This window comes from Dactylosporangium sp. CA-233914, assembly GCF_050942935.1.
Taxonomy (GTDB): Bacteria; Actinomycetota; Actinomycetes; order Mycobacteriales; family Micromonosporaceae; genus Dactylosporangium.
The window spans coordinates 580,218-605,146 of record NZ_CP192030.1 but is presented as its reverse complement, the minus strand read 5'-3'; the positions used below and the strand labels follow the sequence as shown (position 1 = coordinate 605,146).

Annotated in this window: 24 protein-coding genes, 1 tRNA gene and 1 pseudogene; 10 read left to right on the top strand and 16 right to left on the bottom strand. The window is 69.2% G+C overall.

Features of this window, described 5'->3' with window-relative positions; genetic code table 11:
* Window positions 1-23 precede the first annotated feature (23 nt).
* Together rlmB and cysS are read right to left on the bottom strand one after the other, a co-directional pair.
* Complete coding sequence (rlmB, locus tag ACQPY0_RS02805; RefSeq protein ID WP_432984110.1) at window positions 24-1,112, bottom strand: 23S rRNA (guanosine(2251)-2'-O)-methyltransferase RlmB; 1,089 nt, start codon at window positions 1,110-1,112, stop codon at window positions 24-26.
* A gap of 4 nt (window positions 1,113-1,116) precedes the next feature.
* Window positions 1,117-2,523, bottom strand: a complete 1,407-nt coding sequence (gene cysS, locus ACQPY0_RS02800) for a cysteine--tRNA ligase (protein ID WP_432984107.1) — start codon at window positions 2,521-2,523, stop codon at window positions 1,117-1,119.
* A gap of 49 nt (window positions 2,524-2,572) precedes the next feature.
* On the opposite strand from cysS, the gene ACQPY0_RS02795 reads away from it, so the two are divergent.
* From ACQPY0_RS02795 to ACQPY0_RS02775, 5 genes are all read left to right on the top strand, one after another.
* On the top strand, window positions 2,573-3,211 hold the full coding sequence (locus ACQPY0_RS02795; protein ID WP_432984104.1) for an IclR family transcriptional regulator: 639 nt from the start codon (window positions 2,573-2,575) through the stop codon (window positions 3,209-3,211).
* A 17-nt stretch (window positions 3,212-3,228) separates the two neighbouring features.
* The gene (locus ACQPY0_RS02790; protein WP_432984101.1) at window positions 3,229-5,400 is read left to right on the top strand and encodes an McrB family protein; all 2,172 of its coding nucleotides are present in this window, start codon (window positions 3,229-3,231) and stop codon (window positions 5,398-5,400) included.
* Window positions 5,397-6,647, top strand: coding sequence for an McrC family protein (locus ACQPY0_RS02785; RefSeq protein WP_432984098.1), 1,251 nt, complete (start codon window positions 5,397-5,399; stop codon window positions 6,645-6,647). The genes ACQPY0_RS02790 and ACQPY0_RS02785 overlap by 4 nt, the downstream gene beginning before the upstream one ends.
* Complete coding sequence (locus tag ACQPY0_RS02780) at window positions 6,620-7,507, top strand: endonuclease/exonuclease/phosphatase family protein (protein WP_432984095.1); 888 nt, start codon at window positions 6,620-6,622, stop codon at window positions 7,505-7,507. Before ACQPY0_RS02785 ends, ACQPY0_RS02780 begins: the two co-directional genes overlap by 28 nt.
* A gap of 90 nt (window positions 7,508-7,597) precedes the next feature.
* On the top strand, window positions 7,598-8,473 hold the full coding sequence (locus tag ACQPY0_RS02775; protein WP_432984092.1) for a hypothetical protein: 876 nt from the start codon (window positions 7,598-7,600) through the stop codon (window positions 8,471-8,473).
* A gap of 254 nt (window positions 8,474-8,727) precedes the next feature.
* Here ACQPY0_RS02775 and ACQPY0_RS02770 read toward each other — a convergent pair whose 3' ends face one another.
* From ACQPY0_RS02770 to ACQPY0_RS02750, 5 genes and pseudogenes are all read right to left on the bottom strand, one after another.
* On the bottom strand, window positions 8,728-10,170 hold the full coding sequence (locus ACQPY0_RS02770; RefSeq protein WP_432984089.1) for a hypothetical protein: 1,443 nt from the start codon (window positions 10,168-10,170) through the stop codon (window positions 8,728-8,730).
* A gap of 67 nt (window positions 10,171-10,237) precedes the next feature.
* Window positions 10,238-10,311, bottom strand: a tRNA-Gly gene (locus ACQPY0_RS02765).
* A gap of 232 nt (window positions 10,312-10,543) precedes the next feature.
* On the bottom strand, window positions 10,544-11,467 hold the full coding sequence (locus ACQPY0_RS02760) for a MerR family transcriptional regulator (protein ID WP_432984086.1): 924 nt from the start codon (window positions 11,465-11,467) through the stop codon (window positions 10,544-10,546).
* Window positions 11,468-11,666: 199 nt separating this feature from the next.
* A pseudogene (locus tag ACQPY0_RS02755) lies at window positions 11,667-11,801 on the bottom strand (hypothetical protein); the annotation flags it as partial.
* 335 nt (window positions 11,802-12,136) lie between these two features.
* On the bottom strand, window positions 12,137-12,421 hold the full coding sequence (locus tag ACQPY0_RS02750; RefSeq protein ID WP_432984084.1) for an adhesin: 285 nt from the start codon (window positions 12,419-12,421) through the stop codon (window positions 12,137-12,139).
* Window positions 12,422-12,636: 215 nt separating this feature from the next.
* On the opposite strand from ACQPY0_RS02750, the gene ACQPY0_RS02745 reads away from it, so the two are divergent.
* Both ACQPY0_RS02745 and ACQPY0_RS02740 read left to right on the top strand, forming a co-directional pair.
* The gene (locus ACQPY0_RS02745; RefSeq protein WP_432984081.1) at window positions 12,637-12,813 is read left to right on the top strand and encodes a hypothetical protein; all 177 of its coding nucleotides are present in this window, start codon (window positions 12,637-12,639) and stop codon (window positions 12,811-12,813) included.
* On the top strand, window positions 12,810-13,664 hold the full coding sequence (locus ACQPY0_RS02740; protein ID WP_432984078.1) for a 2-keto-4-pentenoate hydratase: 855 nt from the start codon (window positions 12,810-12,812) through the stop codon (window positions 13,662-13,664). Before ACQPY0_RS02745 ends, ACQPY0_RS02740 begins: the two co-directional genes overlap by 4 nt.
* Window positions 13,665-13,709: 45 nt before the next feature.
* Here ACQPY0_RS02740 and ACQPY0_RS02735 read toward each other — a convergent pair whose 3' ends face one another.
* The 4 genes from ACQPY0_RS02735 to ACQPY0_RS02720 form a co-directional block, all read right to left on the bottom strand.
* On the bottom strand, window positions 13,710-14,072 hold the full coding sequence (locus tag ACQPY0_RS02735; protein ID WP_432984075.1) for a hypothetical protein: 363 nt from the start codon (window positions 14,070-14,072) through the stop codon (window positions 13,710-13,712).
* A 2-nt stretch (window positions 14,073-14,074) separates the two neighbouring features.
* Window positions 14,075-15,709: an MFS transporter gene (locus ACQPY0_RS02730; RefSeq protein WP_432984072.1), complete on the bottom strand. Its 1,635-nt coding sequence runs from the start codon at window positions 15,707-15,709 to the stop codon at window positions 14,075-14,077.
* 135 nt (window positions 15,710-15,844) lie between these two features.
* Window positions 15,845-16,084, bottom strand: coding sequence for a hypothetical protein (locus tag ACQPY0_RS02725; RefSeq protein WP_432984069.1), 240 nt, complete (start codon window positions 16,082-16,084; stop codon window positions 15,845-15,847).
* A gap of 71 nt (window positions 16,085-16,155) precedes the next feature.
* Complete coding sequence (locus tag ACQPY0_RS02720; RefSeq protein WP_432984066.1) at window positions 16,156-16,425, bottom strand: hypothetical protein; 270 nt, start codon at window positions 16,423-16,425, stop codon at window positions 16,156-16,158.
* 372 nt (window positions 16,426-16,797) lie between these two features.
* Between ACQPY0_RS02720 and ACQPY0_RS02715 the strand changes: the two genes are divergently transcribed.
* Both ACQPY0_RS02715 and ACQPY0_RS02710 read left to right on the top strand, forming a co-directional pair.
* A complete protein-coding gene (locus ACQPY0_RS02715) occupies window positions 16,798-18,069 on the top strand; it encodes an NAD(P)/FAD-dependent oxidoreductase (RefSeq protein WP_432984063.1) in 1,272 nt (423 codons plus the stop codon).
* A gap of 153 nt (window positions 18,070-18,222) precedes the next feature.
* A complete protein-coding gene (locus ACQPY0_RS02710; RefSeq protein WP_432984060.1) occupies window positions 18,223-19,203 on the top strand; it encodes an aldo/keto reductase in 981 nt (326 codons plus the stop codon).
* 256 nt (window positions 19,204-19,459) lie between these two features.
* On the opposite strand, the gene ACQPY0_RS02705 is transcribed toward ACQPY0_RS02710, so the two are convergent.
* The gene (locus tag ACQPY0_RS02705) at window positions 19,460-19,615 is read right to left on the bottom strand and encodes a hypothetical protein (protein ID WP_432984057.1); all 156 of its coding nucleotides are present in this window, start codon (window positions 19,613-19,615) and stop codon (window positions 19,460-19,462) included.
* A gap of 255 nt (window positions 19,616-19,870) precedes the next feature.
* On the opposite strand from ACQPY0_RS02705, the gene ACQPY0_RS02700 reads away from it, so the two are divergent.
* The gene (locus ACQPY0_RS02700; RefSeq protein ID WP_432984054.1) at window positions 19,871-20,548 is read left to right on the top strand and encodes a TetR/AcrR family transcriptional regulator; all 678 of its coding nucleotides are present in this window, start codon (window positions 19,871-19,873) and stop codon (window positions 20,546-20,548) included.
* A gap of 42 nt (window positions 20,549-20,590) precedes the next feature.
* Here the strand turns inward: ACQPY0_RS02700 and ACQPY0_RS02695 are convergent, their stop codons facing one another.
* From ACQPY0_RS02695 to ACQPY0_RS02680, 4 genes are all read right to left on the bottom strand, one after another.
* Window positions 20,591-21,451 carry an alpha/beta fold hydrolase gene (locus tag ACQPY0_RS02695; protein WP_432984051.1) on the bottom strand — a complete coding sequence of 287 codons (861 nt, stop codon included), beginning with the start codon at window positions 21,449-21,451 and terminating at the stop codon, window positions 20,591-20,593.
* Between the two features lie 205 nt (window positions 21,452-21,656).
* Window positions 21,657-23,261, bottom strand: a complete 1,605-nt coding sequence (locus tag ACQPY0_RS02690) for an MFS transporter (protein WP_432984048.1) — start codon at window positions 23,259-23,261, stop codon at window positions 21,657-21,659.
* 727 nt (window positions 23,262-23,988) lie between these two features.
* Window positions 23,989-24,297 (bottom strand): bifunctional 3-phenylpropionate/cinnamic acid dioxygenase ferredoxin subunit, encoded by a 309-nt coding sequence (locus ACQPY0_RS02685; protein WP_432984045.1) that lies wholly within the window; start codon window positions 24,295-24,297, stop codon window positions 23,989-23,991.
* Between the two features lie 69 nt (window positions 24,298-24,366).
* Window positions 24,367-24,906, bottom strand: coding sequence for a 3-phenylpropionate/cinnamic acid dioxygenase subunit beta (locus ACQPY0_RS02680; RefSeq protein ID WP_432984042.1), 540 nt, complete (start codon window positions 24,904-24,906; stop codon window positions 24,367-24,369).
* Window positions 24,907-24,929: the final 23 nt, after the last annotated feature.

Genomic DNA, 24,929 nt, shown 5'->3' with positions numbered 1-24,929 from the left:
ATATTAGGGTCGCTCGTAAAGATCTACAGTCGGCGACGACGGCTGACTTCGGCCAACGTGACGGCGGTCGCCACCGATGCGTTCAGCGATTCGACGTCGGAGACCATCGGGATCCCGACTCGCAGGTCGCACGTCTGGCCGACCAGCCGCGACAGGCCGCGCCCCTCGGAGCCGACGACGACGACCAGCGGGCCGATGGCGGCCTCCAGGGAGTACAGCGACGCCTCCCCGTCGGCGTCGAGCCCCGCGACGACGAAGCCCTCCTCCTGGCACTGCTTGAGCGACCGAGTCAGATTGGTGACCTGGGAGACCTTGACCCGGGCGGCGGCGCCGGCGCTGGTGCGCCAGGCGGTCGCGGTGATCGCGGCGGAGCGGCGCTCGGTGAGGAAGACGCCGTCGGCGCCGAACGCGGCGGCCGAGCGGATGATCGCGCCGAGGTTGCGCGGGTCGGTGATCCCGTCCAGGGCGATGAGCAGCGGCGCGGGCGACTCCAGCGAGGCGGCCAGCAGGTCGGGGAACGGCTCGTAGGCGAACGGGGGGACCTGCAGGCCGACGCCCTGGTGCAGTACCCCACCGGTCATGCGGTCGAGCTCGTTGCGCGTGACCTCGAGAATCGCCACGCCCCGCTCGGCGGCGGTGCGCACGGCCTCCTTGACGCGCTCGTCCATGTCGATGCCCAGCGCGACATAGAGGGCCGTGGCCGGCACGTGCGTGCGCAGGGCCTCGACGACGGGGTTGCGCCCGACGAGCAGCTCCGGGCCCTCCTTGGGCTGCGCCGCCTTCCGCCCGGGCGAGACGCGCACGCCGACCTTCTTGGCCACGGCCTTCTTGGCCCCGAACGGTCCCTTGCCGGCGGTCCGCTTCGTCCCGGGCTGGCCGACCTTCGGGGCGCGGCCCTCGGCGGCCGCGGCCCGGCGCTCCTTGTCCTGCTTCCAGGCGGTGCGATCGGGCAGCGGCTCGTCGCCGGAGTATCCCTTGTGCCACGGACGCTCGTCCGCGGGCAGGGTGCGGCCGCGCCCGGCCAGGGACTGCCGGTTCTTGCCGCCGGAGCCCTTCGTGGCGCCCTTCTTCGAGGTGACGCGCTTGCCGCGGCGCTCGGAGTTTCCTGGCATGGCTTCAGTGCTCCAACGTCCATCGTGGACCGGCCGCGGTGTCCTCCACCACGACGCCGGCCCGGTTGAGCTGGTCGCGCACCGCGTCCGCGGCGGACCAGTCCTTGCGGGCCCGGGCCGCGGCGCGCTGCTCCAGCGCGAGCGCCACCAGCGAGTCGACGACCTTGGCCAGGTCGCCCGCGCCGGTCGAGCGCCACTGCGGGTGCAGCGGGTCGAGGCCAAGGACATCAAGCATCGCTCGTACCTCGGACAGCGCCTGCCCCACCGCCGGCGCGTCGGCGGCCGTGAGCGCCGCGTTGGCGTCGCGCACCGCGTCGTGCACGACCGCGAGGGCCCGCGAGGTGTTGAGGTCGTCGTCCATCGCCTCGACGAACGCGGCCGGCAGCTCCCCGAGCTTGCCCTCGCCGACCTGCTCGGCGGCGCGCAGCACGAAGTTCTCCAGCCGCTGGTAGGCGACCGCGTTCTCGCTCATCGACTCGGGCGTGTAGTCGATCACGGAGCGGTAGTGCGGGAAGAGCAGGTAGTAGCGGATCTCCACGGGGCGTACGCCCGACTCGACCAGCGACTCCAGCGACACCACGTTGCCCAGCGACTTGGCCATCTTGGTTCCGCCGAGGTTCAGCAGGGCGTGGTGCACCCAGAACCGCGCGAAGCCGTGCCCGGCCGCCCGCGACTGCGCGATCTCGTTCTCGTGGTGCGGGAACTGCAGATCGAGGCCGCCGCCGTGGATGTCGAACTCGGCGCCGAGGTAGCGCCAGCACATGGCCGAGCACTCGATGTGCCAGCCGGGCCGGCCCGGCCCCCACGGCGAGGGCCAGTTGGCGTCCTCGGGCTCGTCGGCCTTCTTGCCCTTCCACAGCGCGAAGTCGAGCGGGTCGCGCTTGGCCGTCGCGGGGCCGTCCTGGGCGGGCTTCATGGCGTCGGGCCGCTGGCCGGACAGCGCGCCGTATTGCGGATAGGAGCGCACGTCGAAGTAGACGTCGCCGCTGCCGTCGACGGCCTCGTAGGCGTGCCCGTCGGCGATCAGCTGCTTGATCAGCTCGTGCATCTCCGGGACGTGCCCGGTCGCCCGCGGCTCGTAGGTCGGCGGCAGCACGCCGAGGCGCTCGTAGGTGGCGGCGAGGAGGCGCTCGTTGGCATAGGCGATCGACCAGAACGGCCGGCCGGCCTCGACGGCCTTGGCGAGCACCTTGTCGTCGATGTCGGTGATGTTGCGGATGAATGTCACCGCGTAGCCGGACTTGATCAGCCATCGACGCAGCACGTCATAGTTGACGCCGGAGCGCAGGTGACCGATGTGCGGCCCGGCCTGCACGGTGAGCCCACACAGGTAGATGCCGACCTGCCCGGGCGTCAACGGGACGAAGTCCCGGACCGATCGGCTGGCGGTGTCGTACAAGCGTAGGGTCACACGTGCAAGAGTAGCCGCCGACCGAATTGTGCCGTCGTTCACATAGCCTGTGCCGGTGGCTACCGAGACGGCGCAGACCCTGGACCGTGGCCTGCGCCTGCTCCACCTCGTCGCCGACACTCCCGCCGGCCTGACCATGACCGAGGCCGCGACCGCCCTGGGCGTCGGCCGCGCGGTCGTGTACCGCCTGGCCGCGACCCTGGCCGAGCACGGCATGGTCCGCCGCGACCGCGCCGGCCGCCTCCGCCTCGGCGCCGGCCTGCTCCAGCTGGCCCGACGCGCCCAGCCACTGGTCGCCGACGCCGCCCTGCCGGCCCTGCGCCGCCTGGCCGAGACGGTCGGCGCCACCGCGCACCTGACGATCGCCGACGGCGGCGAGGCGTACGCGCTGGCGGTGGTCGAGCCGAGCTGGACGCAGTTCCACGTGGCGTATCGCACGGGGTCGCGCCATGCCCTGGAGCTCGGCGCCGCGGGCCGGGCGATCCTGGCGGGCCGCCGCGGCGACTTCTCCGCGGTCACCACGACGGGTGAACTGCAGCCGGGCGCCCACGGCGTGGCGGCGGCCGTCCCGGAGGTCGAGGGCCTGGAGGCGAGCGTGGGGGTGGTCGCCCTGTCCGCCCTCGACCCCGCGACGGTCCCGGCCGAGGTGACGACGGCGGCCGCCGCGATCGCGCGGGCCCTTTCCTGACGACTGGACGGATGAACGTGGACGAGCTTCTGGTGTACACGGCGGCCGACGACGTGCTGAAGGCCGGGCTGGCGAACGACGGTTCCGCGTTCACCCCCGGGCGGGCCGTGTGGACCGCGGCGGCGGCCGACGCGCTGGTCGCCGCGTTCGTCGAGCAGCGCGACGCCGGGCAGGGCAGCTTCGTAGGAAAGCTGCGTGGCCAGCTGGCCGGGGTGGCACCCGAGGCGATCCAGCTCATGGCCGAGCTGATCTACCTTCATCTGCTGCTGCCGCGGGACATCGGCGGCACCGCCAAGCGCTCGGTGATCGGCGGAGCCCTGGAGCTGCTGCCGCAGCGCGTCACGGTCCCCGCCAACCTCGACATCGTGCTCGACTCGGGGCTGGTGCGAGCCGGCACCGCGTACATGACCCAGCGCGACCGGCAGATCGCCTATCTGGTGCGGTTCGTGCGGGACTGGAAGCGGCTCCCGGCCGAGCGGCGAGCGGCGGCGCTGCGCGACCCGTGGGCGTTTCGCGAGGTCGTCGACGCGGTGGCGCTGGGCGGCGCCTACAGCCAGCGCAACATCCTGCTCAACCTCGCCTTCCCCGAGACGTTCCCGGCCGTAGTTTCCCGCCGCCACAAGGCGCGGATCGTGGCCGCGTTCGCCGGCGAGCTGCCCCGGGTGACCGGCGACGAGGAGCGGGACCTCGCCGAGATCCGCCGCGTGCTGCAGGAGCGCGACGGTGCCCCGGTGCACTTCTACGCTCCGCCGTACGTCGAGCAGTGGCGCGACACCGCCGGCGTGGAGGACACCCCGCAGCAGGGCTGGCTCGTGCGCGGTGCCAAGGTCCACGGGCACAACCTCATCGGCCAGTGGCTGCGCGAGGGGTTCTGCTCCATCGCCTTCCCCGAGCTGCCTGAGCTCCGGCCGGGCCTGAGCAAGACCGATCTCGATGAGCAGCTGCGGCTCGCGACGCCGGAGCTGACGGTGGCCCAGCGTGGGTCGCGAGTCGGTGTGCTGGACCGCTTCCTCAATCGGATGCGCGAGGGCGACGTCGTCGTCGCCGTCGACTGGAAGGGCTTCTACGTCGGCACGGTCACCGGGCCGGTCACGTGGACCGAGACGCCCGGCGGCGTCTCCAGTCGCCGCCGAAGCGTCGAATGGGCCAACCCGGGCGCGCCGATCCCGCGCGACGAGCTGTCCGCGACGGCCCGCGGCAAGCTCGCCGGCCAGCTGACCGTCACCGACCTCGGGACTGCCACCGAGGAGTTCCTGGCGCTGGTCCCCGGTGCCGCGGTACCTGGTGAGGCCGAGCCGACCACGGCGGGCGAGGTGGAGCTGCGCGAGCCGAATCCGGCGCTCGCCGAGCGGCTCCACATCGATCTGGACTGGCTCGCCGAGACCGTGGACCTGCTGCGCGACAAGAAGCAGATCATCCTGTACGGGCCGCCCGGGACCGGCAAGACCTACCTCGCATACGAGCTGGCCCGCTTCCTCACCGGCGAGGCCGACAACGCGTACCGGCTGGTGCAGTTCCACCCGTCGTACTCGTACGAGGACTTCTTCGAGGGCTTCCGCCCGACCCGCGGCGACCAGTCCGGCGGGATCGCGTTCTCGCTGGAGCCGGGCCCGTTCAAGCAGCTCGTGATCGACGCCCGGGCCGAGCCCGCGCAGCCGTTCGTGCTGATCATCGACGAGATCAACAGGGCCAACCTGGCGAAGGTCTTCGGGGAGCTGTACTTCCTGCTGGAGTACCGCGGCCACCGCATCCAGCTGCAGTACTCCCCCACCGAGGACTTCGACCTTCCGCCCAACGTGTTCATCATCGGCACGATGAACACGGCCGACCGCTCGATCGCCCTCGTCGACGCGGCGATGCGGCGGCGGTTCCTGTTCCAGGGTCTCTTCCCGGGCGAGCCGCCGCTGCACGACATGCTGCGCCGGTGGCTGCGCGCCAACCAGCTGCCGGAGGACCGCGCCGACCTGCTGGACGAGCTCAACCAGGCGATCGGCGACCGGGATGCCGCGGTCGGCCCGTCGTACCTCATGACGAAGCGGGTCGCCGACGAGCGCGGACTGGCCCGGATCTGGCGGAGGGCGATCGAGCCGCTGCTGGAGGAGCGGCACCTGGGCGACGGAGTCGACGTCCGCGCGCGATACGGGCTGGAGGCGCTGCGGCGGCGGCTCGCCGCCCGGGCCGCCCGGTGAGGCGGTTCGAGCTCGGCGAGTACGAAACCTCGGTCTTCGACCGCGACGCCGCCGCGCTCGGGCCGGCCCTGGCCGCCACCGGCCTGGTCGAGGCCGCCCTCACCCTCGACGGGCGGCTGCGACTGACCGCGCGCTCGGTCGTCGGCGTGCTCGAGGTGGCGGCGGACGCCGAGCGGGCCGAGCTGCGCGTGCGGCCGAAGCTGCCGATCCGGCGGCTGCTGTGGCTGCTCGGTCACGCCCGCGATGACCGCGGCTGGCGGGACGACCCCGCCGACCTTACGGCCGAGGACGACTTCGTGCCGGCGATCGCGGTCGCGTTCGCCGCCGCGACATCACGGGCGCTGGCGCCCGGTGTCCTGCAGGGGTACCGCGTCGCCGACGAGACGCTGCCGCTGCTGCGGGGCCGGCTCCGCGAGGCCGACCAGCTCCGCGGCCGGCCGGGGCGTGCGCTGCCGCTGGAGGTCCGCTACGACGACTACTCGATCGACATCGCCGAGAACCGGATCCTGCGGGCCGCGATCGAGCGGCTCCTGCGCACCCCGGGCGTGCCGGCCTCGGCCCGCCGCGGTCTGCACCGCCTGGCCCAGGCACTGGCCGAGGTCACCCGGCTCCCGCCCGGCGCCCCGCTGCCGCCCACGACCTCGAACCGGCTCACCGCCAGGTACGGCCCCGCCCTGCGCCTGGCCCGCCTGGTGCTCTCGGGTCACGGCCTTGAGCACCACGGCGGCGGGATACGGGCGAGCGGCTTCGCGTTCGACCTCAACGCCGCCTTCCAGGACTGGCTCACCGCGGTACTGCGGCAGGAGATCACCACCGAGCACGGCGGCGAGGTGGTCGCCGAGCGTCCACTGCACCTCGACGCCGGCGGCCGCATCGACATGTACCCGGACGTCTCCTGGTGGCGGGGCCGGGCCTGCCTGGCGGTGGCGGACGCGAAGTACAAGAAGACCGCCGGCTCGTCGCCGCCGAACGCCGACGTGTACCAGATGCTCGCCTACTGCACCGCCCTCGGCCTGCGCGAGGGCCATCTCGTGTACGCCACGGACCACGAGCCGCGGCGGGAGTACGACATCGCCGGTGGCGTCCGCGTCGTCGCGCACGGGCTGAACCTCGGCGCGCCGCTGGACGAGCTGCGGCAGCGGATCCGGGCGCTCGCCGCGGAGCTGTCAACCCCGGCGACGGCTCGCGCGTCAGTGGTTCCATGGGATTCGTCGGTTCCATGGGCATTGCCCTTGCCGGGTTGCTGATCTTTCACGGGCTCGTGCCGAACCGGGTCGGGCATCTCGGCAGTCTCGTCGAGGCGCTGCTGCCCTGGTTCGGGCTCGGCGTGCTGATGCTGTTCGAGGTCGCGGTCTGGCGGCGTACCGTGCGCGCGTTCGTGTCGTTTCTGCTCCCGGCCGTCGCCTGGCTGGGGGTCTGCGGCGGGCAGCTGCTCCCCGCCGACGACGGCCCGGCGGACCTGACCGTCGTCCAGCACAACGTCAGCGACGAGAACCGGGCACCGGCGGCGACCGCACGGGCGATCATGGAGCCAGGCCCGGACCTCATCGGCCTGGAGGAGCTCACCCCCGAGGCCCTGCCCGTGTACGAGGCCGTGCTGACGAGCGACTACCCATACCACGCCGTCTTCGGCACCGTCGGGCTCTGGTCGCGGCGGCCGATCGACCGCGCCGAGCCGGTCGACATCAAGCCCCGGGGCCTCGACGCGGACTGGCGGCGGGGGCTGCGGGCTGTCGTCGGGCCCGTGGTGGTGGTCGTGGCGCACCTGCCGTCGGTGCGGATCGGGCTCGGCAAGGGGTTCGACACCGGGCGACGCGACGACAGCGCGGCCCGGCTGGGGGCGGTCGTCGCGGGTGAGGAGCGGGTGGTGCTGATTGGGGATCTCAACGGTACCGTCGAGGACCGCGGCCTCCGGCCGATCACCCGGCGGCTGACGACGGCCCGGTCCAGCCCGGCCTGGAGCTTCCCGGCCCGGATGCCGATCGGGCGGATCGATCACGTCATGGCCCGCGGCGGGACGGTGACCAGGGTCTGGACCCTGCCGGCGACCGGCAGCGATCACCTCCCCGTCGCGGCCCGGATCAGATGGTCCCCAGCACCTCGGTGAGGCACCGGCGGCGCAGCGCGCCCCAATTTTCTGTTCGTACATGCGTTCGAGAACGGGTAGGATTGGAGGGGCGGAGAGGGAGGTCTCGGAGTGCTCTTCAACCCGGTCGAAAACCTGAGCGGCATGCAGGATCTACGAGTCATCGCCGGTGACGGGCCGGTGAGCCAGGCCCTGTGCGACCCGGCGACCTTCGCCCCCGGCGGGCCGGTCTTCGACGCCCGGGTGCGCTCACTGCTCCGGCTGGTCTGGCCGGCCACCCCGGCCCAGGCCCGCCTGATGTGGGGCGCCCGGATCACCGCGGGTCCAGATTTCGTACCTTCTGTGCTCGCCACCATCACCGGCGTCCCCGGCGCCGTGCTGGAGGCCGCCACCCGGCCGGACGACACCGCGCCGCCGCTGGACAGGCTGCACACCGCCGTCACCGCCCTCGTCCACGACCGTGGCCCCGCCCGGCCCGAGACACTGCTGGACGAACTGCTGTTCTGGCGCGGCCTCGGCCACGAGTGCGTGCCGCTGGACACGATCGCGGCGCTGGTCACCGCCCTGACCGCCGCGATGTGGGACGCCACCACCACGCTGCTGACCCGGCCCGGGGCGCCGGACGACGGGCCCGGCGTGATCGGCTGGCTGCGCACGACCACGCAGGCGGTGGTGCTCGACGGGGAGCTGATCCCGGCCGGCGAGCGCTGCCTGCTGCTGGTCGACGCGCAGGAGCCCGGCGAGCGACCGGCCCGCGAGCCCCTGCGCATGCTGCGCTGGCTGGCCCCGGAAAACCCGTCCGGCGCCGGCGCCACCTTCGCCCGGCTCGTCGCCGAGCGGCTGTCCGACCCGTCGGCCGGCGCGCCGATCGTGCCGGCTCAGCCGGCCGGCGGGCCACGGCGGCTCCCCGTCTTCCTGCCCATCGCCGCGGAGCCGGCCGAGCACCGCCACCCCGTGCCCCGGCCGCGGACGGGATCCCGCCGCTGACCGAGCCGCGGGCGGCGTCGGTCGCCACGGACGCCGCCCCCAGCGCTCGTCGTAGGCGATCGCGTCCACGGCGCCCGTCCTCTGGTGGCGGACGTGCGCGCCCGTGGACGTCGGCCGGCCTCGGCTGGTCCAGCACGGCTGCGGACGGCCCGCGTCCGGGGCGCCCATCCTCTGGCCCATGGACGCCGGGCCGGCCTCGGCTGCTCCAGCACGGCCGCGGGCGGCCCGCGCCTGGTCGGCATTGGTCCAGTCGATCAGAACGGGGTTTCGCCGGTGAGGGGCCAGGTCCAGGCGAGGAGGTCGCGGAGGCGGCGGCCCCGGGTGATGCTTACGTCCGGGTCCAGGCCGCGGCGGACCGCCTCCGTGATCAACCAGGCGTCGCCGTGCGCGGCGAGCAGCATGACCTGGTCGCGGAGGCGACGCATGCCGCTCGGCATCGCGACGCGGTGGTCGTACCAGCTGTCGATCGCGGCCAGGCACCCGATGCGCTCGCCGCCCAGGGCCTGCAGCGCCCGCTCACGAGTGATCTCCTCCTCGGTGTGCGGGGTGACGAACCCGCCGTCGCGCAGGTGGATCTCGTGGGTGGCGTGGCCGCAGCGGACCCGGATGGACCCCGGCAGCTGCAACGGAGGCGGCGGGGTCGGGCCCGGGCGGCCGGGGAACAGGGTCGCGTGGACCACCGGGTGCAGGTCGTCCGGGGTGAGGTCGCCGTCGAGCAGCGCGGTCAGCTCGGCCGGGCGGCGGGCCAGGGCAAGCGGCATCAGCGGCACCCGCGACAGCTCGACCCCGAACTCCCGCACCTCGGCGCGGCGGCGCCGCTCGTCGACCCGGTTGTAGGGGACCCGCGACAGCAGCCGGACCCGCGCTCCCCCGACGTCCAGCACGAGACGCCGTCCCCGCAGGTCGATGCGGACCAGGCCGCAGTCCTCGTCCACGTCGACGGGGAGCGGAGGGTCGACACGCGGCTCGTCGCTCTCGGCCGCCGTCCGGCGGGCGGACCGGGCCTCCGCGGTGAGGTCGAGCGTGCGGCGGGCGGCGGCGGGCAGGGCGGTGTACGAGGGGCGTAGCCAGGCCAGGGAGGCGTCGATCGCCGCGTGCCTTCGAGCGGCCGACGTGAACGCGGCGGGATCGATGCGCTCGCGGCCCCACTCCTCGTCGAACAGCAGAACCCGCAGATCGAACCCGGCCGCGGACCAGGCCTCGGCATGCCTTCCGGCCTCGTCCAGCGCGAACGCCCGGGCGGCCGTCGTGCCGGCCTCGGCGGTGCCGGTGAAGAGTGGAAGGCCGCCGCAGCGGAGCAGCAGTTCCGCGGTACACCTGGAATCCCAGCGATCCCGCAGCAGCAGCAGGGTGTCGTCGCGGAGCATCCCGGCGTGGCCGAGGCGCTGCACACGAAGGAAGACGCGCTGCGGGTCGTGACTCGCGGGCGTGAGCGCCACCAGGGCGAAGCCGTCGCGCAGCAGCGCGAGCGGGTAGGTCATGGCGGGGCGGAACAGGCCGGTGGCGGGGCTCCTCGGCAGGTACCACCGCAGCAGGTCGGGAATGAGGTGCCGCAGCGCGTCCTCGACCGTCCCGGCGAACCAGACGCCGTGCCGCTGCCGCAGCGCGCCCAGGTCGACGTCGACGAAGACGAAAGCCGCCTCGCACGCACCGCGCCAGTCGCCCGCGAGCCGCCGCCCGGTCGCACGCTCAATCATCCGGGGCGGAACGGCGGACGGATGCAAAGGTCGCACCCCTGGAACCGTACGCTCGCGGCGCGAGGGGCAGAGCCGGCCGGAGTCGAACCGGCGTCCCCTCGCCGTGGAAAGGCGGTGCGACAACCTCTGCGCTACGGCTCTGCCCGCACGGAGTGTATGCGCCACGCCCTGCTCGCGTTGTACGGTCGTCAGCGGCCGCCCTCACGCAGCATCCTCGGGATTCCGCCGTTGCATGACCGCGCCCGCGGATTCGCGCCGGCCACGGCGTCGTGCAGGGGTGCGCGGTCGCGCTGGTCGCGCGCGGGTGGAGCAAAGACGGCGATGATCAACCGTTTCCGCATAACCGGTCGCCACGGCGCAGGAACCTGTGGGGTCAGGGCGATGGCGCTCGGCGGTGCGCCCGAAGGGCGGCAAGCAGCCAGTCGAAGGCAGGCACGGCGGCCGACGCGGCGGGGGCGCCGTTGAGCACGCTCAGCAGCTGCCAGTAGCGCTCGACCCGCCGGTCGGCGACCATCTCCACCCATTCGACCAACGAGGCGGCCTCGTCGTCCGGAAGGTCGGCCGGGGCGATCAGGCCCAGCACGACCCGCCCCTCGGGCGAGCCGGGGGCCACACCGCGCCTGAGCGCGCCGCCCGCGTGCTCGATGACCAGCGGCCTGATGTTCAGGCCGAACTCCAGACGGTTGTCGGCGCCGCCGCTGAGCACCATGGCCCGGACCTTGCGCCGGAAGGACTCGTCGGACACCAGTTCGGCCAGCTCGATCCACGCGTCGACCTGCTCCGGCGTCGGGGTGTCGGCCAGCTCGAGGGGGAGCTGCCGCATCCAGCCGGCGACGACCGAGGCGTCCTCGTCGTCGACTCCGGCGAACGCATCGTTGACGAAGTCGTCGATGATCTGCTGGCGTTCCCGCGCCGACAGGCGGGCCAACTTGTGTATCAGGGCCATCTCCTCGGTGGTGCTGTTTCGTAGTGCGACGGTGCCCAGGACGGCGCGACGCAGCCGGAGCGTGCGGATCTCGGCGTCGAGGGCCTTGACGTGCGTCTCGGCAAGCTCCTTCAGCGTGGTCTGGCGGGCCAGCAGCCGCTGGATGGCCTCGAGGCCGAGCCCCAGGTCGCGAAGCGTCCGGACCAGGTCGAGCCGCGCGAGCGCCTCCGCGTCGTAAAGCCGATATCCGCCGTTGGAGCGGACGGACGGCGGAACCACGCCGTTGTCCGACCAGAATCGGATGGTCCGGGCCTGCAGACCGGTGCGGCTCGCGAGCTGCCCGATCGTGTAGAGATCCGTCGCGTCGTCCATGGCCTCAACCTGCACCTTCCACCCGGTGGAACCTCAACTGGTTTTTAGACCTTTTGAAGGGTTTGGGATTGGCTGTCTGGTTCAGGTGCTGGGTTCTGCCGACTGGTGGATGGGCGGCGACGTGTTTGTTGCGTGAGCCGGGTGGGCGGCCCGGTGGGTGGCCGGCTGGTCCAGGTCGATGGCGAGGCCGGCCGAGCTGCCCGGGTGGGCAGGGCAGGTGGAGCACCCGATCGGAAACGCAGCCGGCCACCACGGTCACTGGCACCTCAGCGAGGAACCGGGCCAGGCGCACGATGTCGTAGCCAGCGTCGAAGACCACCAGGATTATCACCATCGCCGAGCGCCTGATTCTGCCGCGCGGGTTACGCCACAGGGTCGCCGGGATCGTCGAGGGTGCCGGCCCAGCCCGAATCAGGAAAGACCGTCATGGCCTGCGCCGTGACCTGGCCGTGGGTTGTGGCCAGCCGGGCCGGAGCCGCCGTGCTGTCCCGGCTGGGCGTGCTCGTTCTCGGACCACGGTGCTGCGGGTGCTCACGGGCAGCCCGACCCAGGCCCGGCCTGCCCCGGCCGTGCTGAGTGCGGACTTATCCCGATCCTGGGATCATCCCGCCACGGTCCGGGCGGAGTCCTTGAGTCGGTGGATCACGTCACGGTGCCGTTGGTGTACCGCTATCCGGACTGCTCGGCGACCGTGAACGTCACCTGACCGTTGGCGTCCGTCCCGGCGTCGAGCGCCTTGTCGTTGAGGATCATCGCCGCGTCTGGGTCCAGGAACAACCGAGCGCCGACCGCCTCAACGACAGCGTCGCCGGCCGACGGCGTCGGCGCAAGACTCAGGTTCAAGGAGCCACGGCTGGCGTCCGTCGCGATACGCAACCCAGTGCCCTCGGGAGCGTCCGGGCGGTCGGTGAGGTCGTGGATGGCGGCTACGGCGCGTTCGGTCAAAACGACCATGATTTTCCTCCTGGAACGTTGCGGTACAGGATGGGACGCCGCACGCAATGCGGGTGTGTCTGAACGCCCGTTCGGCGCAGCTTCAGCTGTCAGAGACGCACACGCAGACTGTCAGACGCGCGTCGACGCCAACGTAGCGGCGGAACGCCCCGGCACGGCCCATTCCTTCCGGCGCGATGCAGTGGTTCGACCGTACTGCCTCCACGTTTGCTCGCATGGCCCGATTCGTCAAGTCGAGCCCTCGACGGACCCGGTCACCGACCGCCGTCGACAACAGCGGGCTGCGGTCGGCGAACACCGGGGCATGCGCCGAGCGCCGCTGCTGCAAGCTCGCCGCACACGCCGCCACAGCGCCCGACCGCCTCGCCGAGAAGCAGAGCCTCTTCACATGACGCGCGCCGCGCGGGCGAAGCATCCGACCCTCGTGCGCATGCATGAAACTCTGTCGAGTCGTGTGGATTCGGCCGCAGTCATCGCCGCTGCCGACCGCCTCCGGTCCGCCGCCGTCAACGGCCGACCCACCCGGCCCGTACGGGACTTGATCGGTCACAACGACATCACCGCCGCATATGCGGTACAGCAGCGGCTGGCCACCGAGCGCATTGCCACCGGCGCAAACGTCGTCGGCCGAAAGATCGGACTGACCTCCACAGCGGTCCAGCAACAACTCGGTGTTGACCGCCCGGACTTCGGCCTGCTCTTCGACGACATGGCCTACGACGGTGGTGACACCGTGCCCTACCACGCTGTCCTGCAGCCGCGCGTCGAGGCCGAGATCGCCTTCATGCTCAAAGCGGACCTAGCCGTCGGCCCGCTCGACGCCACACAGGTACGCAATGCGATCAGCTACGCCACTCCCGCACTTGAGATCTGCGGCAGCCGCATCCAAGACTGGGACATCACCTTCGGCGACACCGTCGCCGACAACGCCTCCGCCGGTGCCTACGTGCTCGGCCCGCTACGCAAGACTCTCGATCAGATCGAGCCACGGTTGGTCGAAATGCAGATGACCATCAACGCAACGGTGGCCTCCACCGGCAACGGCGCGGCCTGCCTGGGCGACCCGATCGACGCGGTCGTCTGGCTAGCACGCCAGGCCCGCGAGTTCGGCGAACCGCTGCGCGCCGGACAGTTGGTCCTGTCCGGCGCTCTAGGACCGATGCGACCCGTCCAACCAGGCGACACCGTGACCGCCACGATCACCGGCCTCGGCAAAGTCACCGCCACATTCAGCCATGAGTAGTGCCTTGGGGCTGCGCCGCCATCGCCGGACGGTTGAGCCCGGGATCTACTCGGCGAACGTTCGCACCGCACAGCGGTCGTAGCCGCAGTTGAACCGTCGCACCCGCAGGTGCAGCCACGCCGGCGGTCCACCAATCGGCGTGTCAGCGCCCCGCTGCTGAAAGCGGCCATGCACACCGTCGCGCACGCCGGGCACGGCCTCGGCGCGGGCCTGGACGAGCAGATATGTGCCCGCGGCGGCAGTCTCCACCCGATCGACGACCATGCCGACAAGGCACGGCAGGACGACTCCGTCAACGCCGTGATCACGCACCGCAACAGCCGTGCAGGAACCGGTCCCGTCCACTATCGACACCGTCATCAGCCTCGACGCAATCGTCAAATCCTCGATTCCTGTGCGTGTGGCCAAGGTCAACCTGGTGACCCCGCGGCTGGAGCCGTGCAAGGCGGGCCGTCAGCTTTACGTGGCTGCTGTGCCGCAGTCGGGCGAGCCCGAATCAACAAGGTGAACATTCCGCTGACCATTACGGCCGCAACCATGACTACGAATGCCCAGACGAAGCCGATGTGCAGCAGGTCAAGATACTGGTGTTCTTTGAGTGTAGCCTGATAGAACTTCGAGCGCAGATCGATCGGCAGCGAGCTCGTGGCGATGGCCAGTCCTCCGGCGGTTGCGATCGATCCTCCAACGTTCATTACGGTCAGACGCACCCCATTGACGGCGCCGGTTTCATGGTCAGGCGATTCGCCGAAGATCATTGACGAGTTGATGGTGCTGAACACGCCGACGCCGACGCCGAGCACGAAGAGCGCGACGGCAATGGATGGGTAGCTCCACTGGCCCGTCAACGAGAGCAGTAATGAAATGAGGCCGGCGACCATGACAACGCTGCCTATCGTTGCGCTATGACGCTGACCAAGGCTCCGGGCGATTCGATCGGTCAAGATGGAAGCCAGCGTCACGCCGATTGGCAATGGCACGATTTTCAGACCAGCTTCCATGGCGGAGTCGCCGCTTACTGACTGGAAATACAGCCCGACGAGCACGGCTGAGGTGAAGCGTGGCATGACATTCAGGAAGCCGCTGAGGTTGGCCAGCAGGAACTGCCGGTTACCGAACAGGTGCAGCGGTAGGACCGGGTCGGCGGCGCGACGTTCGGCGACGTAAACCAGGGGAAACAGTGCAAGCGCGCCGGCGATTCCGGCGCCCACTTGCCAGCTGACGAGCCCGTTGCTTTGGACTGAAGACATGCCAATCAGTAGGGACAACAGGGCACCACTCATGAGAGCGGCGCCTAGGTAGTCCATGGCCCGGGTGCGTTCGATGCGGGGCGGGAGCCTTCGCAGATGAACGAACCCCAAGCCTAGACAGATCAAGCCAAGCGGGACTTGGGTCCAGAAGATCCACCGCCAGCCGATGCCTTCGGCGATGAATCCGCCGAGGCTGGGGCCAACGAGCTGCGCGACCGAGACTCCAGCGAGGTAGACGCCCATTGCGTAGTTCAACCGTGCGCCGTTGAACATGGAGGCGACGATGGCCCCCGTGTTGCACAGGAGCATCGCGGCACCGACGGCCTGTACGGCTTCCAGCCCGATGAGCGCCCAGACCGAAGGTGCAAATCCGAGGAGGACGGCGCTGCCGGTGTAGACAGCCAGACCGAGCAGAAACATGTGGCGGCGGCCGAACATGTCGGCAACGCGCCCGCAGGTGACGAGGAGGCACGTGCTGATCAGGCTGGGCGTCAGCAGGACCCACGTCGATGCCAGTGTCGAGGAATGAAAGTGCCGCAACACGGTGGGCAATGCGATCTGCAAGACGAAGGAGCTGACCGACACCATCAGCACCGTCATGGTGACCAGCCCGAGGATCCATCTCTCGGCGGCGGGTAATGGCTTGCGTGCCACGGCCTTCCGCCGGAACATCGATGACTTTGAGCTCCGCCGTAGCGGCGCCTCATCCACGGCGGTGGCCAGCGCGCCCGCCGCCGGCCCGGTCGACGCAGTCTTTGGTGGACCGACGACGAAGGGCGACTCCGGTTCGTTCATACCGAAGGTACGGCTGTGGTCATGGGCCGAAGACATCGGGGGTAGCCAATCGTTTGAGGGTGAGGCTCGTGGGTGGCCTCACCGCCTCCCTGCTCGAGGGGCAGCGCTGCCGGTGTGGGTTTCTGTACGGCGCGTTTACTCTGAGGCGGCATCGAGCATGTGTTGGCGCACGGTGTCGCAGGTCCACCGCACGAGCCAGCCGCATACGAATCCACTCAGCGGGCTCTCGGTCGCGCCCTGCGAAATTCGGCGGTCAGTGATCCGCACGCCATGCCTGTGCCAGGCCGTCGTTCGGCGGCCGGTGGCGACCAGGTCCAGCGCGATGTCGACGATGAGATCCTCCTGGCCGCCGACCAGCCCGCGCGGCTCGGTCACTGTCGGCGACCGGTTCTCCGGCTTCGCTGACGCTCATCACCGCACGATCCCTGCCTCCGTCCTTGGCGCGATCAAGTGCACGTTGCCGCTGAGCCCCCGTTCGGTGGTGCCATGTCCTCGACGAGCACGCCGCAGTCGGGCTTGTTGTCACCCAACTGCCGCATCGCCGGGACCGTGCTTCCGATCGCGCGCCCCACGATCCAGGCGCCAGCCTCGAGCCGTGCCTGAGTGAGTAGCCGCTGCCCGTCACCGGCACTGGCGACGCTGTGGAGGGCTGGCTTCAGGTGCTGTACGGCGGTCGCAATAGCGGCTTCGCGAGTGAGCGCGGCGTGTTCGGCCATCGTGATCCTTCAAAGCGGGGTCCCGGGTGCGATCGCTCGCCCACAGCCACTTTGACAGGGCGTGGGCGCGCGTTGTCGGGCGTGTTCAGGCAGGCGGAACGACTCCATCAGCGTGGCTCACAGGTGGCCTTACCGTGGCGTTCGATCGAGTGTCGGAGGTGGGCGGTGATGGGAATCGGCATCGATGCGGGCAAGCCGCCCAGCCCGCCGGCCCGTTACGGGCCTGAGCCTCCACCGACAACGTCTTGTTCGCGGTCGCTGAACCTCGGCGACGGGCGACAGGAAACCGACGAGCGGAAGATACGGCAAGCGAGGAGAGTCGTGACCATCCGGCGAGCACGAATAGTCATAGTTGGAGGGAGCGCCGCCGGCGTGTCTGCGGCGCTGGCGCTGCGTCGGGGCGGCTTCGACGGCGCGATCGCGATCGTGGACAGCGATCCTCGCGAACCCTACGAACGGCCGCCGCTGTCGAAGACTCTCTTGAGCAACCACGCGAGTCTGCTCAAACCCATCGTGGACCCTGCGACCTATCGCGAGGAAGGCATTGACCTTCTGGGTGGACTGGGCGTCTGCGGACTCGATTCCGGCGCACACCGGGTGCTGCTTGACGATGGCACCGCGTTGGATGCCGATCGCGTGTTGTTAGCCACAGGGGTTGCCGCGCGAGATCTGAACCTTGTCTCAGGCCCGCGGCCCAACGTGCTGCGCCTCCGCACTGCGGACGACGCCGGTGCTTTGGCAACGTGGCTGGCTCGTGGCGGTCCGCTGGTCATCGTCGGCGGCGGGTTCATCGGCTTGGAGTTGGCCGCTGAGGCACGCAGAGCCGGCATCGACACCACCGTCGTCGAGATGGCCCCGCTGCCGCTGTACGGACCGGCCGGGCCGGCCATCGGCCAGCTCGTGCGCGAGCTGCACGAAGCCAATGGCGTTCGTTTCCATCTGTCAACCACGGTCGCTGCGATGAACAGTACCCACACGTCAAGGGAGGTACACGAGGTCGTCCTCAACGACGGCACTCGGCTGCCCGCCGCCGTCGTCGTGGTCGGCGTCGGAGTGATCCCGCGCGACGAACTCGCCCGCTCGGCCGGCGTTGCCACGGATGGCGGCATCGTCGTAGACGAGTACGGCCGGACTGAAAACCCGTGGCTCTGGGCTGCGGGCGACGTCGCCTCACAGCCGCATCCGCACCTGCAAACGCGAGGTCGGATTGAGCACTGGGACGTGGCATTGCGTCATGGCGAGGCAGTTGGACTGTCGATGGCTGGACAGTTGACCGCGTTGGACGCCCCACCCTACTTCTGGTCGGATCAGTACGACCAGACACTGCAGAGCTTCGGTCGTAGCCGGCCTGGCGACACCTTTGTCCTGCGGCGAGATGCGACGCCAGCTCGGTTCCTCGGATTCTGGCTCCGCGACAGCCAGGTCGCCGCGGTGATGGGCCTGGACTGCCCGCGCGAGGTGCGGGCCGGAAAGCAGCTCATCGAGTCGGGGGTCACAATCACCGCCAACGAACTCGCCGACCCCGACACTGACCTTCGGGCAATCAGCCGCCGTGGCGCACTGGCCAAGCCGAGGACCGAGATCAGCCAGGGCATATCCGGGCAGCCGGCCGACCGGCACGCGGGCTCGCCACGCAGCACCTGAACGATCTCGTATGGCGACGGGCCTTCATATCCGCAGTCGGTCGGCCAGCGCGGCGCCCTCGGCGAGTTGGGCGGGCAACAAGACGCTCCGCGCGTTCCGTCTGGCCGAACGTGACCGTTCGCCGAGGCCTGTCCAACTCGGCAGACTATTGCGATGACGACAATGCGGCGCACGCTTGGCTGTTCCGGAATCGAAGTGTCGTTGCCGGCCCTCGGCGGCAACGTGTTCGGACCCCCGCGCCTGGACGCGAGCGCGACCCGCGAGGTGATCGCCGCCGCTCTCGACCTCGGCGTGGATTTCATCGACACGGCGAATGTTTACAACAGCGGCGAGTCCGAGCGGCTACTCGGCCAGGCCTTGGGCGCCCGGCGCCAAAAGGTGGTATTGGCCACCAAATTCAACCTCACGAATTGGGATCGCCAGGAGCCGGTTGCGCACTACATTCGTCAGCAGGCGGAGGAAAGCTTGAGCCGTCTCAGCACGGACTACATCGACCTTTACCAGCTGCATTTTCCCAACGGCAGCGCCGATGTAGCAGACCTGCTCGCGGCAGCTGGCGAGTTGGTCGCAGAGGGCAAGATCCGCGCGTTCGGCGTATGCAACTACTCGGCGTGGAGGCTAGCCGAGACGGTTCAGCTCTCCACCTCGGAAGGGCTCGCGGCTATTGCGACGGTGCAGAACTACTATCACCTGTTGGCTCGGCAGGTCGAGGCCGAAGTCCTTCCCTACGCACAGCGTGCTCAGATCAGCGTGCTGCCCTACCACCCACTCGGGGGCGGGTTTCTGACCGGCAAGTATCGGCAAGGGCAACCGGCGCCGTCCGGCACTCGGGGCGCCAACGGCAGCCGGATCATCCAAACGATGTCGACGCCGGAGAACTGGCGCCTGCTGGACCAACTTACCAAGATCGCCGCCGATCATGGCCACACGATTGGTGAGCTCGCAATCGCTTGGCTCGCCAACCAACCCATCGTTGGCGCTGTCATCGCTGGGGCCAGTAACGTCGACCAGCTTCGCAGCAACGTCACCGCATGCGGCTGGGCATTGACCCAAGATGTGTTGGACGAGATCGACCGGATTGTCGCGCCCAACGGGATTGCCTCACCTGAGCGCATGCCCTACGCCGCAGGGTGATTGACGCTCCGCCTGAATATAGCGGCGGTGCGCTGTCGCCGGGCAGCGCGCTTGCCGGTCCTGGACCGCGCCGGACCGACGGCCGTGTTCGCCACCGTGTTACAGCCGCTGCCAACGCGGGCGTTCCTCCTCGCGACGTGGTCGACCGCCAAGGTCGGCAAGGCGTTGTACTCCGTGCCGGGGCGGCTGCTCGGGCAGCGCTTGGCGCTCGGCCGAGCACCACATCAAACCGCAACTCGCCCGAAGTAGAGTCGTCTCACAGGGCCAGCACCGGGGGAACTGCGTGATCCTGTTCGCCACCGGAGGCGGACTTGGCCGGCGGGGAGTCCAGTACCGCCGCCGTCGGTTGCGCATCGCGGCCCTCGGCCTGGGGGACTTTCTCGCGCAGCGCGTCGTGGATGTCGTCCCACACCCCTTGCGCGGACCAGTGCCGGAACCACCGGTAGGCGGCGCGCCACGGTGCCAGATCATGCGGGAACAGCCGGAGACCAGCACGTACAGAGTGGTGTCGATGATCAGCCGGTGCCCGTGCCGCAACGGCCGCCCGCCCCGGGCGGCGTCCCCAAGCGACTTACAAGGCCTCCACAGCCCACAACCTCAAGTGGTCAACCGGTAGCACAACGCCCTCTCAGGTCGGCCGCGTTCACTTAAGTGAAAGACTCTGCTTATGAGACAGTCAGGGGAGCGATCGGGCCCAGACGAAACAGGCCCGCAGGAGGGCAGCGCGGGCAGCCAGGTCGCACGACTCGCGGCGCGGGATTCGGCTGCCGGGGGCCCTGCTCGTGGCGGTCCGGCACGTGGCCGCAATGCCGAACGAACTCGTGAAGAGATCGTCCGAGCTGCCGCGCGTCACTTCGCTCGACGAGGTTTCGCCCACGTCACGCTCCAAGACATCGCCGCCGATGCCGACGTAACGCCCGCATTGATCAATCGGTACTTCGGCTCGAAGAGGGCGCTGTTCGAGGTCGTCGCCACATCTGAGTTCGATTTCGATGAGGGCCTGGCGACCACGCCTGCAGAGATCGCCCACAACCTCACCGCGTACTGGCGTGACGTGAACGTGCGCACTCCCGCAGTTGCGCTGCTGCGGTCGATGGACCTCGACGACGGAGCACTGTTCTTTTCTGAACTCGAGCGTCGCCTGGTGACCCCATGGCGCGAGCGGCTACGCGGCTGTCCCGAGGCCGAAGCCAAGGTGCGGCTCATGACGGCCCTGTCGATGGGGGTCGGGCTGTTCGGGTTCGGCGCCCTGTCCGGTGACGCCACCGCCGAACCGTCGGACGACGATTCGGCGGCGATACAGCGAAGGCTGGCGCGGATGATCGAAGCCGGTCTGGCCGACTGAACGCGTTCGCACTACGTTCGCGGTCAGGTGTTCCGGCGACGGTCAGGTCCTGTCGACGAAATCGGCAACCAGCCGGTTGAACTCGTCGGCGTGCTCGATCTGGGCCCAGTGGCCGCACCGGTTGAGTAGCACCATCCGCGAGTTCGGAATTCGTGCCAGCAAGTTGAGGCTGTGCTCGTATGGCACCACCCGGTCGTCGCGGCCGTGCAGCAGCAGCGTCGGAGCTGTGATCTGGACGAGCTTCTCGTCCATGCCGAACCAGGCCGCCCTCGGGTTACCACCGAACCGGGTCTGCAGGAACGACGCAAGATGCTCCGGATGCTTCAATGCCGCGCTCGACCGTAGGTTCGCCAGCTCGTCGGTGGCCATCGACTGGTCGAAGCACATGATCTGAACCAGACGCTTGAAGTTCGCCGGCGAGGGATCCTCATACGCTTCCATCAACACCTTCAAGCCCTCACTGAGCCCGCCTCCGGCGGCGAACAACGCCGGCCCCGGGCTCGGCGCGCCCATCGTGATCAGGTGGCTTACCCGGTCGGGCCATTTCGCGGCGGTGACGAGCGAGGTCTGGCCGCCCATCGAGTTACCTACGAGCGCGGCCCGGTCAACCCCGAGGGCATCAAGCACAGCGATCAACGCGCTCGGATGGTCGCGAGCGAGGCCATCTACGGTGGAACTCTCGCCCCAGCCCGGCATGTCGATCGCCAGCACATGAAAGCGCTGAGCCAGGGCGCCGATGTTCGGCCAGAAGTTGCTCCAGCCCGTCGCACCGGCTCCGCTGCCGTGCAACAACACAACCGTGTGGCCGGCACCCGCTTCGTTGTAGTGAATGCGGAATCCCGGGATGTCCACGAAACGGCTGGTCGACTTAGCATCGACTTCGTTCGCTGTGGTTGCCGTCATGCTCACTCCCAGTTTCTGGTATCCGTACTGAAATCTGTCCCGCGCCAGAGGAGACGAAATCGCCCTGCGCCAACTAGGTCCAGGCTGGCGCGCAGCACTGAACCGAACCAGCGCCGTGTTCCGATCGGCGGAACCAGTCGCGCCTGTCGCGACTGGCTTCCACGGGCCCGCCGTCGGACCGCCACCCCGAAGATCGGCGCGCCACCTAGACTGCCGCTGCCTCCGGCGCGGCACCGGGACCTGCACCCGCCCGCGTCGCGGCCTCGGGCGCCGTGGCTGTCTCCGTGAGCGCGACGGCGTCAGCGGTGAAGCCGTGGCTGAATCGTGCGCGCCGTCCAGCCAACGCAGCGATCAGCGCTACCACCCCGATCACCGCGGCGTAGACGAGGATGGTCCGGTAGTTGCTTTCAGCGGGAACCGCGGTCTGCGTCCCGGGGATCAGCGAGAACTTGGATGTGAGCACGGCGACGTAGATCGCAGGCCCCACAGACGCTCCGAGTGCCAGGGCAGCGGCAGCCGCGCTGGCGATCATTCCGTACTCGCCCTTGCGTGCGCCCATCATGAAGCTCGCCGTCGCAGCAGTGTTGACGAGGGAATAGGCACTGCCGAACACGAAGGTGCCGACCACGATCTCCAGCACGCTGTCGTGGTTGTACGCGAATGAGATCTCGTCAGCGACGATCACCACCACGCCCGCGGTCAGGCACACCCCCGCTCCGATCCTGCGGATGATCGGGCCGGCCAGGAATCCACCGAGAGCGATCGGTATGGAGATCGGTAGCAGATAGACGCCCGCCATCAGCGGCGATGCGGACATACCGTAACCAGCGATACTGGGCGTCTGAACATAACCCGACACCGTCAAGCTCGTGTAGATGCCGAGCGAGTTCGCGATGCCGTACACCACTAAGGCAGGCCAAATGGTCCGCCGACTCACCACACGCAAGTTGACCATGGGGGCCGCAACCCGTAGCTCCCACAACGTCCAGGCGACCGCAAGGGCGCCGCCGACGATGAAGAGCGTGACGATCGAGGTGGCCGTCCAGCCCCAGGCGTTCCCCTGGCTCACGGCCAGCACGAGTGATACGAGCGCCCCAGCGAGCAACGCGGCTCCGAGCCAGTCGACCCTCGACCTCGCGCGTACGGGGCTGTCGTTCAGGAACAGCCACGACAACAGCCACAGCGCGGCGCAGACCGCGGTGACGATCCAGAAGAAGTCACTCACCGAGCCGTGCAGACGGAGGACTGCCCCGCCGACGAGGAACGACAAGGCGATACCGCCGCCGATCGCCGACGTGATCACGCCCGAGTTTCTATTCAGCTCGTGTTCGTTCTTGCTCGTCTCGCGAATCAGCGAGAACACCAACGCCGCCCCGGCGCTGCATCCGAGCACGCTCCGCCCGATCACGAGGACCTCGAAGTTGCCGGCCAGCGAGCACACCAATTGCCCGATGGTCACGAGCCCGAGGCTGACGAGGAACAGCCGTCGTAGGCCGAAGCGGTCACTGAGCCGGGCCAGGATGGGCACCATGGCGCAGGTGGCGATCGAAGCGGCGGACAGTGTCCAGGCCGCCTGAGTTGCCGACAGGTGGTATGTGGTGACCAGGCTGCCTTGCAAAGGGATCAGCGCAAGGGCTTGCGTGTCTGCGACGAGAACGAGCAACCCTCCGATGAGCGGCAGGACCAATCCAGGCGGCATGTGAAACAATGCCGTTCGACGAGCGATCCGGGCGGCCGTGGCCTCGTAACTGCCTCGATGTTCAATCGCCGCCAACGGTAGCGTGGCTGGCGGGCCGAAGTCGGTGGACAATGCTACCTCCTAAGCCGAAGTCGATTGATCTTTTGCGCGTCCCCCTGCTGCGCAGGGGAGACGTCGTACTGCGATTGGGTTGTGGTGTCATCCCGAGGATGATCGGGACGGGGGTGTCGATGGTTGAAGGCGCGGTTGGGTGCGGTTCGGGGTGGGGTGATGTGCCAGCAGGCGAAGACTGTTTGCGGCTGGGCATGGCCAAGTAGACGAACAGGCCGCGGAAACTTCGGATCGGTTCGCCGTCGGGCGGGTCTGGCGATGGCGGGGTGGGAGCGTCGGGCCGCGGCGATCGGTGTCGCGCCGGGTGGGTGTTGGGCGAGGTAGGTCAGTGGGCGCCCGGGTGCGGGTACAGGAAGGCCAACGGACCTGCCCGAGACGACTCGGGCAATGATGGTGCGCGGCAGCGTTTCCGTGGCTGGCAGCAGTGTGGCGCGTTTGGCGGCGTCGTGTTCGGCCCGGCACGGTCGCGGCAGGGACCAGTCGATCGCGGGATCAGTCGTCCGGATGGCTGATCTCGGCCAGCGCTTTCCGGTCGAGATCAGGCACCCGGTCCGCCTCGGCCCACGCCCGGTCGTCGTCATCGCGCACGACCATGTGGATTGGTCAGTTCCTAGCGCAGCGTGCTGTCCACGTCCGGCATGCGATCCTGCCAAGCCACAGACGACAGCTGTGCCGCTGCCTGAACAAGGACTGCGGTGAAGCCGAGAGCCGCTGGCGGCGAGTCCTCCTAGACGGTGATGTAGACGTCGCCGTCGCCGTCGACCCGCACCGGGTAGGTCCTCAGCGGGCATCGCGCGGGCAGACTCTTCACTTCGCCGGTCTTGATGCTGAACTTGGCCATGTGCCACGAGCATTCCACGATGTCACCGTCTATGTAGCCGTCCGTCGCCAGAGACCAGCGATCGTGCGTGCAGGTGTCGTCCGTGGCGTAGAACTCTCCGTCGACGTTGAACACTGCAATCGGGGGGTCGTGGGGAACTTGGAGGGCCTCTCCTTGGGGCAGGTCTTCCTTGTTGCAGGCACGGATCTGTGGCACTGGGGGCGGTTCCAATCGTTGACCGACAGCTGGAAGACAGCTGGGCTGGTTAGTTCAGCGGCGACGAACTCAGAACATGTTGCTCAGGTTGCGGCTGAGGAGCACTGTTTGCTCGAGCAGAATCGTGCGCTTGGCGATCTGGAACGAGTTGGCACTGGTCCGAAGCACGTCTCTGCGGGAGCCGATCCACTGATCTTCCTCAGACTTGAGTCGCGTGCGGTACAGCAGGAAGTTCGACTCCACGTGCAGCTCGTCGCCGGTCTGCTCGGTGATCCGGACGTTGGTGATGATGTGGCGCGTACGGGATGGCGGGTCCTCCGCCCAAGCCTTGCCTGTGGCGAATTTGACTGCCCTGGCCTCGAGCATTTGCTTGTTGTCGTCGAAGAACGCCATCTCCCCCGGCTGGGTGAACTCCTTGGCCAGGTTGCGGCGCAGCATCGTACGGCGGATCGGCATGAAGTAGTGGGTGTCGTCGGTGAACAGCTGGACCCACTCGTCGTAGGCGTGACGGTCCAATATCGCCGCCTCGTCGTAGTAGAACTGCTCGACGCGGTACTGCAGGAGCATCCGGGCCAACGCTTCGGTCGCAGCCGGACCCGTCTCGGTCATTGTTGCGGTCATCGTATTGTCCA

What these genes read in the sequence shown, in the direction of transcription:
- rlmB (WP_432984110.1), bottom strand. Translation starts at nt 1,112, where the DNA reads ATGCCAGGAAACTCCGAGCGCCGCGGCAAGCGCGTCACCTCGAAGAAG.
- ACQPY0_RS02780 (WP_432984095.1), top strand. Translation starts at nt 6,620, where the DNA reads ATGGGCATTGCCCTTGCCGGGTTGCTGATCTTTCACGGGCTCGTGCCG.
- ACQPY0_RS02770 (WP_432984089.1), bottom strand. Translation starts at nt 10,170, where the DNA reads ATGATTGAGCGTGCGACCGGGCGGCGGCTCGCGGGCGACTGGCGCGGT.
- ACQPY0_RS02760 (WP_432984086.1), bottom strand. Translation starts at nt 11,467, where the DNA reads ATGGACGACGCGACGGATCTCTACACGATCGGGCAGCTCGCGAGCCGC.
- ACQPY0_RS02750 (WP_432984084.1), bottom strand. Translation starts at nt 12,421, where the DNA reads ATGGTCGTTTTGACCGAACGCGCCGTAGCCGCCATCCACGACCTCACC.
- ACQPY0_RS02745 (WP_432984081.1), top strand. Translation starts at nt 12,637, where the DNA reads ATGGCCCGATTCGTCAAGTCGAGCCCTCGACGGACCCGGTCACCGACC.
- ACQPY0_RS02740 (WP_432984078.1), top strand. Translation starts at nt 12,810, where the DNA reads ATGACGCGCGCCGCGCGGGCGAAGCATCCGACCCTCGTGCGCATGCAT.
- ACQPY0_RS02730 (WP_432984072.1), bottom strand. Translation starts at nt 15,709, where the DNA reads ATGAACGAACCGGAGTCGCCCTTCGTCGTCGGTCCACCAAAGACTGCG.
- ACQPY0_RS02720 (WP_432984066.1), bottom strand. Translation starts at nt 16,425, where the DNA reads ATGGCCGAACACGCCGCGCTCACTCGCGAAGCCGCTATTGCGACCGCC.
- ACQPY0_RS02710 (WP_432984060.1), top strand. Translation starts at nt 18,223, where the DNA reads ATGACGACAATGCGGCGCACGCTTGGCTGTTCCGGAATCGAAGTGTCG.
- ACQPY0_RS02700 (WP_432984054.1), top strand. Translation starts at nt 19,871, where the DNA reads ATGAGACAGTCAGGGGAGCGATCGGGCCCAGACGAAACAGGCCCGCAG.
- ACQPY0_RS02695 (WP_432984051.1), bottom strand. Translation starts at nt 21,451, where the DNA reads ATGACGGCAACCACAGCGAACGAAGTCGATGCTAAGTCGACCAGCCGT.
- ACQPY0_RS02680 (WP_432984042.1), bottom strand. Translation starts at nt 24,906, where the DNA reads ATGACCGAGACGGGTCCGGCTGCGACCGAAGCGTTGGCCCGGATGCTC.